The sequence below is a fragment of the Lysinibacillus sp. NPDC086135 genome, from assembly GCF_044746345.1.
Classification (GTDB): Bacteria; Bacillota; Bacilli; order Bacillales_A; family Planococcaceae; genus Lysinibacillus.
In genome coordinates this window covers 176,401-188,969 of sequence record NZ_JBIVCA010000010.1, presented here as the reverse complement: position 1 = coordinate 188,969, position 12,569 = coordinate 176,401, and the positions used below count along the sequence as shown (strand labels likewise).

Sequence of the window (12,569 nt, the reverse complement as noted above, 5' to 3'; positions counted from 1 at the left end):
ATAAGGCGCTTCCTGTTCAAAATCGAACAAGAAGTGCCTTATTTTTATCTGAGAAAGGTTCGCTTTTATGAAAACGTAAGTTTTTCAGTGCCCTCACCAAACGGCCATCAGTTTTTTTGAGGAATAAACTCGAGGTTATTTTTTGTTTTTGTTTTTGTTGTTGTTTTTATTTTTACTATGTGAATCCTTTTTTTCTTCTTTTAGCACATTAGTTGTTTTTAAAGCAGTAAAATCTGCTTCATCACCGAACTCCATACTATAGTTTGGATTTCTGTCTATGCGAGTATGATGGTCATGGTCATGATTTAAATCAGGAACAAGATCTTCGTCCTCATCAAATCGCATAATAAGAACAGGTAAGGATACTAGTCCTGCTAATCCAACGAATGCATAAATCCATCGTGATAATACCGCTGTTTGTCCACCGAACAAATAGGCAACTAAATCAAATCTAAAGAATCCTATAAGTCCCCAGTTGATTGCGCCTATGATCACTAACACTAAAGCGATTCTATAAACTACGCTCACGTTTACACCTCCTTCACTTGTAAATACGAAGCCAGTAATACACCGGAAGTTCATTCTTCACATGTATAATAAGCGTCGTTCTTGCAAAAAAATTGTCATAACAAGTGGTAAAATTACAAATACTTATTGTGTAAATTAACTCGCTCATTTTGACGGTCTTATTTTTAGCAGTAACCGCTTATTTATACAAAGGCATGCCTAAGGCTAAGTTATATTACAAACAAAGTTGAAGGTAATAAACCACTTTTTTAAAAGCTGCTTATTTACTGTATCTGAAAATTCCAACTCACCTTCTGCATTGTCCTTATTGGTTTACGCCATCATATCCTATTCTTGTTCTTATGGTCTTTGAAAAAATCGAAGAAATACTATCCAAATCATCTACCAATTGGCTATTTAAATAGAGCAGAAAGTTTTATAATTACCAAAAATTTCATAAATCACATATAATATAGGTGAATAGTCTATAAATAAAATTCACTACCATTCTTCTCCAAAAAACATTTGCACTTTAACACAAAAAGAAGGGGAGTATTTTATGAAAAAACTGATAATCATTAGGATTTTAGCATTTTTAGCCGTATCACTAATCCTTTTTGCAGATGGTGTCCAAACAAATGATTTACTTTTTTGTCTTCTATTGTCACTATTCTTTATTGGTATTCCCTGGTACGAATTTTTAAAAAATAAATTTAGGATTAGGGAAAATCAGTAAAAGGTACTTTTATCTAGGGGCAAACTAATAAAATTTTCACACCAAAAAAGCGTGAGACATCAACTTTAGACATTGATTTCTCACACTTTTAAGATTTTGAGCAGAAAAGAGGTTCCAACTATTTCTGCCAATTATTAAGTTCCTTTAACAACTCAGGTAGTTGTAATTTTTTAACATCAATCGGTGGTAACGCCTTGATAAATTCCTTACCATACGACTTTGTTGAAATGCGGCGGTCTAAAACGATAAAGGCTCCTTTATCCTGCGATGAACGGATTAAACGACCAAAGCCTTGTTTAAAACGCATAATGGCTTCTGGTAGTGATAGCTCATTGAAGGAATTGCGACCTTGTGTAGTAATATGCTTTGCGCGCGCCTTAAATACAGGCTCTTCTGGTGAGGAGAACGGCAGGCGTACAACAATAACCGATGCAAGTGCGTCACCCGGAACGTCTACACCTTCCCAGAAGCTGTTTGTACCAAAAAGAACGGCATGGCTAAATTTTTGGAATGATTTCAGGATTCGCATACGGCTACCACCCGTTACACCTTGTGCAAAGAGCATATAGTCATCAAGGAGTTCACTATCTTGAATAAGCTCCACTGTTTTTCGAAGCATGTCCTGTGCGGTAAATAGGACAAAACAACGTCCTTCCGTCATCCGTACTGTACGTGTAATCGCCTGGGCGACCGCTTCAATATATTCATCCTGTGACACATGTTGAATATCGGGCATATCTGTGACAATAAATGCCTTCGCTCCTGCATAATAGGATGGGGGCGCTTGTAGCTTTCTGACTGGCACACTATCAGAAATACCGAGTTGGCGCGTCACAAAACGCTCATTGCCTGGTACAGTCAAAGTACCAGAAGTCCATACTATGCTTGCCTGCTTACGAAGCGGTGCCAGTACTTTTTCAATGATTGGCGTGACATTCACAGGCTTTTTAAAGACTTGTAAGCTACCTGGAACGCTCCGTAAATCGAATTCTAACCACACTGAATTATCATCCTGTGACGCTAGGAAAATTTCCTCCCATTCAGCGATTTTCACTTTTAATTCACGGATCCAATAATGCCATTCCGATAATATATAGAGCTCATTTTTATCTAATTGCTCAATATTATTTTTAAAAGCCTGCCCTACTTCTGTCGCAAGATCAAGCCACTGCTGTGTGATCTTACTTACTTGTAAAAGCGGTTCTTTTGCTAGCGTTACATCCTCTAAAAACAAAGTACATTTACTACTAGCTTGTTTCCCTTTTATTTGTTGCTGCATTTTTTGAACAGCTCGCTGAATAGTTTCATCGAATGTCCGTTGTAGACGTATAAATTGTGCATCTAGTCGCTGCAAGCTTTGCATAGAAACACGTTGTTTTTTCTTAGCTGCCTGACTAAATTGCTGGAACAAAGCAGTTTCCTCCATCGTTCCTACTTGACCGAAAATATACTTCCACTGCGTATAGGAGAAGACAACTTCGTCCTGCTGCATGGCAGATTGTATAAATTGATGTGCTTCGTCAATGATCCATCCGTCAATTTGTGTAAAGATCGGTGTTTGACGGACTAAATCACTGAGTACCATAGAATGATTGGTTACAATACAATCAGCAAATTCACTATTTTTTAACGCTTGTTCATAGAAATCAAAACCCTTTGAAGGTTTTTCATCAGGCATTTTGCGGATTTTTTCTAAAAATAGTTGGCCACCACCAGATACATTGAGCTCACTTAACACACCTGTTTCTGTTTTAGTCAGCCAAACAAGAATCTGCAAAATCGTAAAGGTATCATCATAAGTTTCATCAGCATAAGCCATACATTGCTCAAAGCGTGCAACGTCAATATAGTGCTGCATGCCCTTAAGAACAGCAATATTTACTTTAGTGCCAACGATTTTTTCAATCTTCGGTAGCTCTTCTTCAACAAGCTGCTCCTGCAAATGTGACGTATATGTGCTAATCGCAATTTTTTTATCGACTGCTCGAGCATATAAAATCGCAGGAAGTAGATAGCCCGCTGTTTTACCAATGCCTGTTGAAGCCTCTATAACGCATTCCCTTTTGTCATTGAGCGCTTGCCAAATAGTGTCCATCATCTCAAATTGCGCCGGTCGTTGCTCAAAATTCGACATAGCCTTTGTCATTAATGCTGTTTTGTCAGCTGCTGATTGTGGATATGATACAATCTCCTCATGATTTGTATACTTTTTTCTTCCATCACAAATAGCCAAATTGCGATAGTAGGAGACATTCTCATTAGCAGTTACATGCTGTCGTTTAATTTGAAGAGCTTCAAAGAAAAGTTGGGATAAATTTGATTTCAATCTGAATGAACGTTTATGCATTTGTTCAAGAGTTAGCTGAGGGAGACTGAGTAACTCCTTCCAGCAATGTTTAAAAAGCTCAGCAGTTGCTCGGGCATCGTCATCTGCTCGGTGTGCATTTGTTAGCTCTATATTTAAATCTGCTGCTAAATCACCTAGCTTAAAGCTAAGTGACATTGGAAATAAAATTTTAGCAAGCTCAACCGTGTCCATCTTTTTACCTTGCCATTTCGGTAAACCTGCTCGCTTAAATTCTGCTTGTAAAAAGGATAAGTCAAAATCCGCATTATGCGCGACAAATACACAATCAGCAAGCAGTTCGTATATGTAGTCGGCATGTGCCTCAAACGGCAAGGCATCCTTTACATCCTCATCCGTAATATGCGTTAAATCCTGAATGAACGTTGGAATAGCTTTACCTGGATAAATAAACTTCGTGAAGGTACGCTCAATGTTCCAATCTTTCATAATAACAATTGCTATTTGAATCATTCGGTCCCCATTTGCCGGTGAATGACCAGTCGTCTCTAAATCAACAATTGCATACTTTTGACTTTCCATCATACATCTCAACTCACAGTTCACATTAGATAGATGAATTTTATCACATATTTCGCTCAACGGCATCCCTTCTCTTCTTTAGATTAAACACAAAAAGAAGCATGTACAATTTGTACATGCTTCCTCTCTATTACATCACCGTTGCTTCTGGCTCATAGGCAATCATTTCTTTAATGATATTACCCTCGCCCATAATAGCTACTGTTGGCTTATGATCTTTTGCCTCTGCATTATCTACGTAAACATAAGAAATAATGATCACAATATCTCCACGTTGCACTAGGCGAGCTGCTGCACCGTTCACACAAATAACGCCTGATCCACGTTCCCCTGCAATAATATATGTTTCAAAACGTGCGCCATTGTTGTTATTAACGATATGCACTTTTTCGTTTGGTAGCATCCCTACTGCATCTAAAATATCCTCATCAATCGTAATAGATCCAACATAGTTTAAATCTGCTTGTGTCACTGTAGCACGGTGGATTTTACTATTCATCATCATTCGTAACATATTACAATCCTTCTTTCACATTAAAGATACAATTATCAATTAATCGAGTTTTACCAATATAGACGGCTGCAGCTACAAGCACTTGCTCCGTCTCAGCAGTCGCAGGTATTAAATCTGGATATGCTAATAGTTCAATATAGTCGATGTGACCGTGTGTGCGTGCTGCAATGTGTGCCTTTGCTTTTGCAAGCGCATTCGCAACATCACCATTCGTTAAAAAGCTATCACGAGCAAGCTGTAGCGCTTCATTAATTGCTGGCGCCTCAAGACGATCCGCTTCACTTAAATACACATTACGAGAGGATTTCGCTAAACCGTCCTTCTCCCGTACAATGGGTACTACTCGCAATTCCAAAAGGAAATTAAAATCGCGTACCATCGTAGCAATAATAGCAACCTGTTGTGCATCTTTTTGTCCAAAATAAGCTCGTGTCGGCTGTGCTAGGTGAAATAATTTCGATACAACCTGTAAAACGCCATCAAAATGGCCTGGACGGCTCGCTCCACAAAGAATAGTTGCCTGTTCACCCGCATGAATACGAATACCACCATCATGCGGATACATTTCTTCAACACTCGGTGCGAAAATAATATCTACACCGACAGACTCTGCTAAAGCAGTATCCCGTGGCAAATCACGTGGATAGCTTTCAAAGTCTTCGTCTGGCCCAAATTGTGTTGGGTTGACAAAGATACTCATAACGACTAAATCATTTTCGGTGCGAGCTGTTTTTGCTAGCGTTAAATGACCCTCATGTAAATACCCCATTGTTGGAACGAGTCCAATTGTTTTTTGAGCTTGCTTAGCTGCTTGGATTTCTACGGTTAATGCTTGGACTGTAGTGACGACTTTCATTACTTTACGCCCCCATATAGCTGATCCAGTGCTTCCTCTTTCATCGTGAAGGAATGCTTAGACGCAGGGAATGTACCTGCCTTGACCGCTTCTACGTAACTAACGATTCCACGGCTCGCTTCTTGACCCATATTAGCAAACTGTTCCACAAATTTTGGTACATGATGTGAACCGTAGCTTAACATGTCATGATAAACCAACACTTGTCCATCAGCCTCAACACCAGCTCCAATGCCGATTGTTGGAATAATGAGATTAGCGGATACCATCTCTGTTAGCTGATGCGGAATACATTCTAAGACGACTGCACATGCCCCAGCCTCTTGACATTTTTTTGCATCTTCAATGAGTTTCTTTGCCTGTTCAGCTGTTTTACCCTGAACTTTGTAACCACCAAGCACTCCTGCTGATTGAGGTAGTAAACCTAAATGAGCTACCACCGGAATGCCAGCTGACGTTAATTTACGAATTGCTGGTAGAACATCGTCTGCTCCCTCTAACTTTAATGCATCTGCTCCTGTTTCCTGCATCATGGATACGGCCGTTTTCAACGTCTCGTGTACATCACCGTGGTATGAACCAAATGGCATATCCACAACAACAAACGTATCCTTTGCCCCTCGGCGCACTGCTTTTGCATGGTGAACCATATCGGCCACTGTTACTGGCATTGTAGAATCATAGCCTAGTACTACCATACCTAGTGAATCTCCCACTAGAATCATATCGACGCTTGCTTCCTCGGCAAATTTTGCAGCAGGATAATCGTATGCAGTGAGCATAACGATTTTCTCACCTGCTGCCTTCATCTTTAAAAAATCTGAAGTCGTTTTCATCATGTAGTCCTCCTTTTTTAAGGAAAGAAAACAGAAAAACCCCTCTGTTCCTAAAATGGACAGAAGGGTAGTGTCGTTCGTCATCAAAAATCACCTCTCGTTTTTGATTAGAGGCCATAACTTAATAAAGGGATAAGGAAATAAATCTCTTTGAGAGAATTGCCCATTCCATTGTATAAAGTTATATTTTTGAACGCTTGTTTTCTTCCGTCCCTGTCATTAAAAGATCAAGGCAGATATTTTTGTAAATTGTACTTGCGTTTTGAAGGTGCCGTTCACAAAAGGATACTGCCCTTCGCACATACTATAACAGATTATCCTAGTAATCTTCAAATATTATTTTCTAATAATTACGATCAATAACTATTACCAAGCTCAAACCATTCGTTTCTGAAAGTTTGATTTTCGATAAACTTCAAACATTGTAAATAGAAACAGAGCAAATAAAAATGTGAATAAACCAGACGTTACATTTGTAACTGGTACAAAGACATCCCAAAATGAATTAATGAAAGCGTGGAAAATAATACAGAGAAAAATACTTTTAGTGGAGAGGTAAATGATTGTTAATAAAAAGGACAGCGCTAAAGCTGTTAGAGAAAACCATAGGAAATTCATGTTCATTTGATTTGATCCAAGGACAAACCATAATGGCAAATGCCAGACTGCCCAAATAACACCCACAATCATTGTACTCGTGAAGGGAGACCATCTTTTTTGTAATGTAGGCTGTAAAAAACCACGCCAGCCAATTTCCTCTAATCCTCCACCAATAATCATGATTGGTAATTCAAGTAACGCCAAATACATTGGATTCTCCATAGTTGCTCCGCCCCATAGCGTTGGTAAAAAACAAGCCATAAATGCCAATCCGATTGCAAATATGTACCAAGATACAGGATGCTTAGGATTTTTCACATTATAGATAAATGATTTGAACTCTTCTTTAGTCGAATATTTCTTTTTCAACCAAATCTCACAAATTGCAGGAGTAATTCCGCCGAGAATAAATAACAGCATTGATATTGCATTACCAAACTTCAGCAAATTTAGCTGTGTTAATAAGGCTAAACTGCCCCATATGATCCAAGACGTTGCAAAGGTATAAAATAGAAATCTTCTTACCTCTATTCCCAACTTTAATCCTCTCCTTCTTTCGAACCCAATAGTAATAATACGGATTTGCAAAGTGTATTCATCAATCGAATCTCATCAAACTGCACTTGATCATTTGAGAACACCCCGTAACATTTTTGCAAGACAACGTCTCTCACAATGCCATCAATGGATGTCATTATAAAGGTAGATAAATCCTCTATCGAAATCTCAAGCTGAAAGCATCCTGAAGAAATACCCTCATGGATTGAATGAAAAATTTGTTGCGTAAAATATTGCCCACTTTCATTCTCATAAATGCCAGATAAAATTTTCTTTTCTCTATCTGGATTGTTAGCAAATAAAATCGTAAGCTCAAATTGGATTTTGCCCACTGTTGATACGTTTTCCTTCATGTACTCTCCGAGAAAATTAAATAATTTAATGATTGTTTTTGTGGGAGAATTACTCGTATCCGTAACTTCATCGATAATATGTTTATAGTCTGCATTAACATTTACTTGATTAATAACCTCAATAAGTATTTCATCCAAGTCTGAATAATAACGATAAATCCCACCCTGACTTACTCCTGACGCTTTAATAATATCCCTCATCGTAATTTCATAAAGTGGCTTCACTTTACATACTGCTATAGCTGCTTCTAAAATGCTGTTTTTCTTTTCCTGTACATATTCATGACTTACCTTTGGCATTATTTCTACCTCCAAACATAAAAATGACACTATTGTCATTTTTATCGTAATCAAGTTGCCTTTTATTGTCAACAATATGTTTCTCTTGAGTTTTTTTACGAACATTGACAATTAATGATATATGTAATATACTTCCACCATACTATATGACGTATAATATGAAACCTTGTATAGGTCTTACATTGTGAGGTGAGGAAAGATGACATTTCAACTTGGCTCAGCTTTACTTGACGCTTGTGTACTCGCCATCGTCGATAAAGAGGATGCTTATGGTTACTCATTAACACAGCAAATACAATCCGTGATGGATATATCAGAATCTACGCTGTACCCAGTATTACGTCGTTTACAAAAAGCAAATTGCTTAACAACCTACGATCAGCCCTATCAAGGCAGAAATAGACGGTATTACCAAATTACCGAGCAAGGTCGAATACGATTACTAGAGCTATTAAAAGAATGGCAACAGTATAAAGAAATGGTTGATTATGTACTTTTAGGAGGGAAATATGATGAATAGAGCAAGCTATTTGAAAAAGCTTCGGGGGAAATTACAACGTCTTCCAGCGCATGAGATTGATGCTGCGCTTGCCTATTATGAGGAATATTTCGATGAAGCAGGAGAGGAAAACGAACAGCGGGTCATTCAACAACTAGGCTCCCCTTCCCATGTTGCATCACAAATAATAGCGGACTATGCATTAAAGGATATAGAGGCAACCTCAACTTCAACTAAGAAGAATGTGTCTGCGATGTGGCTTATCATTCTAGCAATATTATCTGCCCCACTTTCATTACCGTTACTTGTAGTAGCTATAGCACTTATTTTTTCATTTGGGGCAGTTATATTCAGCGTTATTATTGCCATTATCGCAACCGTACTTAGTATCTTTTTCGGTGGAATCGCTGCACTTATTTCAGGCTTCTTCATTTTAACTCAGGACTGGCCAACAGCATTACTCTTTATGGGTGTTGGCTTTATCGTAACAGGTTTGGGCATCCTACTTTTCCCAATCGTTGCTCGTTTGATCAAAACAATCGTTATTGTTTGTGTTGAAGCATTAAGTAAACTATTCCATAAAATAACGAAGAAACGGAAGGAGGGTTACTAATGACTTCCCGACATACCCATATTGCCATTACTATGATCGCTTTAGGCGTACTGTTAGCTTTAGTTGGTTATTTCTCTGGTGGAAAATGGAGTTTTGAGATAAATGATGAAGGTATCCAACTGCCCGAGAACAATAAACTAGTAAACAATTCCTATCAACTAGATGATTTCACTAATCTCAATATTATTAATCACTATGGAGATGTTGAAATTGTTACTAGTGATCGTTATGCATTAGAAACAAATGTTATTAATGATGATGATGTGACGTACAGTATTAAAGATAAGACATTAACTGTTGAAACAAAGAGTAAGAAGAAGAATCGTTTTCAATTCGGATTTGCTAGCTTTAGAACTCCTTCCATTAAAATCTATGTTCCTGCAGATGTAAAACTGGAAACCGTTGTCCTTGATAGTAATTTTGGAGATACAACCATTCGTGGTTTGAAATATCAGGAGTTAAATCTAATTGAAGATTTTGGAAACATACTTTTGAAAGACACTACTGGTGATAAAACAGAGATTACACAATCATTTGGTGATATGACGCTACAACAATTTTCAAGTAATGGCTTTGTTGCCGAAAATGAACATGGTGATATGGACATTGATGGAACATTAAATGGTCAATCCACTATTACGTCTGACTTTGGGGATGCTACACTGCATTTACAAAATAAAAAAAGTGAATTTGGCTATGAATTACAAACTGACTTTGGGGATCTTACTGTTGATGACGAGGATCAAAGCAGCAAGGTATCGAAACCTTATAACGGTGATAACCAACTAAAAGCAACTATTTCACATGGTGACTTACAATTAAGGTTGAAATAAAGTAGGCTACCGATTCAATTTCCTTCACTGATAAGACAGAATTACATTTTTGTGATTCTGTCTTTTTAATAAGATTATTATATGATTACGTTCCTCCCTTTGAATAGTAGTAAGAATTTTCCATTTATTATATAATATTTCTATACCCATATGAATGTATTAGTAAGGGATTTTATTATAGCAATCAGTTCTTGCATGTGAAGGCAGAATCTGAGGTGAATCAGGTCAGTTACGGCATCATCTTTGATATAAAACACGATTATTGAGGTGAGCAATATGAAAATTAGACAAGCAAACATTGAAGATGCTCAAGGAATCGGAAAAGTACATGTTGATAGTTGGCGAACAACATATAAAGGCATTCTTCCAGATGATTTTTTGAATAACTTATCTTACGAGCAGCGAACAATGCTTTGGAAGAAGAATATTTCAGACGCTACGAGCTATGTACTGGTGGCGGAAAATGAACAAGATGAAATAATCGGCTTTGCAACCGGTGGCACAAGAAAAACTAATTCAGTACCGAATGCAACTGATTTAACTTCTATCTATCTTTTAGAAGAATATCATGGAAAGGGAATCGGGAAACAACTTCTTAAAGAAATCTTCACCTATTTTAAACAACAAGGATACGAAAAAGTATTTGTCGAAGTATTAGCAGAAAATAAAACACGTGATTTCTATGAATATTATGGTGCACAATATGTAAATACCATCGACATTAAAATTGGCGGAAAAATAGTAGAAGAGCTTATTTATGTATGGAATGATATAAATAAGGTGATAGAAAAAAGTAAATAAAATTTTTTTATTGGAGGGCAAGTAATGAAAACGATAGCAGGAACAATCTCTTTATCTGTTTCTTTTACTTTATTCATTTATTTGTTCGGACTAAAAATGGAGCACTCAGTTAAATATGACTCTGGATTCTTTTTTCTTCCAATAATTTTACTAATACTTTCTCTGATCTTCTTTAGGCAAGACTACAAACGAGAAAAAAATATACACAGCTAAATTGTAATTCTAAAAATGTGAAAGAACGTATATTTTCACATTCGAAAATATACGTTCTTGTTAGTTAAGAGAATGTTTTTGTTTCTATAAAATTTTTATATCTCCAGCATAAATTGTCCGGACTGTGCCATTATCCTCTGTTAGCTGTAGTACACCTTCATCCGTTATCCCACTGGCAATGCCTTCAAAGCGCCCTCGTAAAGTCGTGACTTCAATACGTTGCCCAATAGTACATGACATTTGTTCCCATAGCATTTTAATACTAGCAAACCCTTCCTTCACGTATAAATCGGTGAATTGTTCTAAATATTGAAGAATAGATGCAACAAGGGCTGCACGATTAATTTCCTCACCCGCTTCTAAACGTAAAGACGTAGCTATATTAGCAATTTCTGGGGAGAAATCTGATTCAACCTGGTTTGCATTAATACCAATGCCTACTAGCAGTGCTTGTACACGGTCTGCCTCAGCCTGCATTTCTGTTAATATACCGGTACATTTTTTACCGTTAATGAGCAAATCATTTGGCCATTTAATGGCTGGTTCAATTTGTTTATATAATGTTTTTATCGCCATCGTAACCGCAACTGCTACGACAAGCGTAAACGATGAAGCTTGCTGAGGAGTAACATCCGGTCTCACAATAACGGTCATCCAAATACCTGTGCCATTTGCAGATTCCCATGGACGTGCCATACGACCACGACCAGCAGTTTGCTCCTCCCCGATTATAATCGTGCCATGTGTAGCGCCTTCCTGTGCAAGCTTATGAGCGATTATTTGTGTCGAATCTACAACATCAAAATAATGAATTTCACGTCCAAAACGTTCTGTATTTAAAAATAGTTCAATTTGAGTTGGACTTAAGCTATTAGGCACACCAATCAATACATAGCCCTTTTTCTTTACCGTTTCAAATGTGTAGCCTTCCTCCTGTAGCGATTGCATATGCTTCCATACAGCTGTACGGGATACTCCAAGGGAATCTGCTAGCTCTTGACCCGAAACAGCTTCACCATTAGCAGCTAATATTCTTTTTAAAATTTCATCCTTCATGGAAATACTCATGCTTAAATCAATCCTTTATTAAAATATACTATCACTTATTTTTTATTAAATTGAAAATTTGATGTAAAGACTTACCTTAAGAATCTTGATCCACATCAGTGAATTCTTGATATTGAATTTCTGGAACTACTAACACATTATTTTGTTTATGTATTAACGTTGTTTTCTCATTTTTCTCCAAACGTTCCTTCTAAAACGATGACGAAAAAGATAAAGCAAAAGCAAGCGACCTTATTTTAGATGACGTATGGTAATTGGTCACTTTTTGGTCACTTGCTATATTTTCATGAGTTCAAAACTCTTTTAATTCAAGGCTATTCATTCTTCATGGTCATATCCACGTTCAAATCATTTCTTTAAACAAATAGCTGACACTTAATAATAATTATTATCAT

General features: G+C 37.2%; 12 protein-coding genes. 4 read left to right on the top strand and 8 right to left on the bottom strand.

Annotated features, from left to right (window positions below; genetic code table 11):
• Positions 1-135 precede the first annotated feature (135 nt).
• The 7 genes from ACIPKN_RS14960 to ACIPKN_RS14930 form a co-directional block, all read right to left on the bottom strand.
• Positions 136-528 (bottom strand): DUF378 domain-containing protein, encoded by a 393-nt coding sequence (locus ACIPKN_RS14960; RefSeq protein WP_400937416.1) that lies wholly within the window; start codon positions 526-528, stop codon positions 136-138.
• 833 nt (positions 529-1,361) lie between these two features.
• Positions 1,362-4,133, bottom strand: coding sequence for an ATP-dependent DNA helicase DinG (gene dinG / locus ACIPKN_RS14955; protein WP_400937413.1), 2,772 nt, complete (start codon positions 4,131-4,133; stop codon positions 1,362-1,364).
• 127 nt (positions 4,134-4,260) lie between these two features.
• Positions 4,261-4,644, bottom strand: a complete 384-nt coding sequence (gene panD, locus ACIPKN_RS14950) for an aspartate 1-decarboxylase (RefSeq protein ID WP_142508342.1) — start codon at positions 4,642-4,644, stop codon at positions 4,261-4,263.
• 1 nt (position 4,645) lies between these two features.
• On the bottom strand, positions 4,646-5,500 hold the full coding sequence (gene panC / locus ACIPKN_RS14945) for a pantoate--beta-alanine ligase (protein WP_400937411.1): 855 nt from the start codon (positions 5,498-5,500) through the stop codon (positions 4,646-4,648).
• Entirely contained in the window at positions 5,500-6,336 is an 837-nt protein-coding gene (panB, locus tag ACIPKN_RS14940; protein WP_400937424.1) for a 3-methyl-2-oxobutanoate hydroxymethyltransferase, read from the bottom strand. Before panB ends, panC begins: the two co-directional genes overlap by 1 nt.
• A gap of 375 nt (positions 6,337-6,711) precedes the next feature.
• Positions 6,712-7,473: a CPBP family intramembrane glutamic endopeptidase gene (locus ACIPKN_RS14935; protein WP_400937409.1), complete on the bottom strand. Its 762-nt coding sequence runs from the start codon at positions 7,471-7,473 to the stop codon at positions 6,712-6,714.
• Positions 7,474-7,475: 2 nt separating this feature from the next.
• Positions 7,476-8,147: a TetR/AcrR family transcriptional regulator gene (locus ACIPKN_RS14930; RefSeq protein WP_400937406.1), complete on the bottom strand. Its 672-nt coding sequence runs from the start codon at positions 8,145-8,147 to the stop codon at positions 7,476-7,478.
• Positions 8,148-8,346: 199 nt separating this feature from the next.
• Between ACIPKN_RS14930 and ACIPKN_RS14925 the strand changes: the two genes are divergently transcribed.
• The 4 genes from ACIPKN_RS14925 (at position 8,347) to ACIPKN_RS14910 (ending at position 10,893) form a co-directional block, all read left to right on the top strand.
• On the top strand, positions 8,347-8,667 hold the full coding sequence (locus tag ACIPKN_RS14925; protein WP_400937403.1) for a PadR family transcriptional regulator: 321 nt from the start codon (positions 8,347-8,349) through the stop codon (positions 8,665-8,667).
• Complete coding sequence (locus tag ACIPKN_RS14920) at positions 8,657-9,259, top strand: DUF1700 domain-containing protein (RefSeq protein ID WP_400937400.1); 603 nt, start codon at positions 8,657-8,659, stop codon at positions 9,257-9,259. The genes ACIPKN_RS14925 and ACIPKN_RS14920 overlap by 11 nt, the downstream gene beginning before the upstream one ends.
• The gene (locus tag ACIPKN_RS14915; protein ID WP_400937398.1) at positions 9,259-10,092 is read left to right on the top strand and encodes a DUF4097 family beta strand repeat-containing protein; all 834 of its coding nucleotides are present in this window, start codon (positions 9,259-9,261) and stop codon (positions 10,090-10,092) included. Before ACIPKN_RS14920 ends, ACIPKN_RS14915 begins: the two co-directional genes overlap by 1 nt.
• A gap of 276 nt (positions 10,093-10,368) precedes the next feature.
• A complete protein-coding gene (locus tag ACIPKN_RS14910; RefSeq protein ID WP_400937396.1) occupies positions 10,369-10,893 on the top strand; it encodes a GNAT family N-acetyltransferase in 525 nt (174 codons plus the stop codon).
• 297 nt (positions 10,894-11,190) lie between these two features.
• On the opposite strand, the gene ACIPKN_RS14905 is transcribed toward ACIPKN_RS14910, so the two are convergent.
• Positions 11,191-12,174, bottom strand: a complete 984-nt coding sequence (locus tag ACIPKN_RS14905) for a biotin--[acetyl-CoA-carboxylase] ligase (RefSeq protein WP_400937394.1) — start codon at positions 12,172-12,174, stop codon at positions 11,191-11,193.
• Positions 12,175-12,569: the final 395 nt, after the last annotated feature.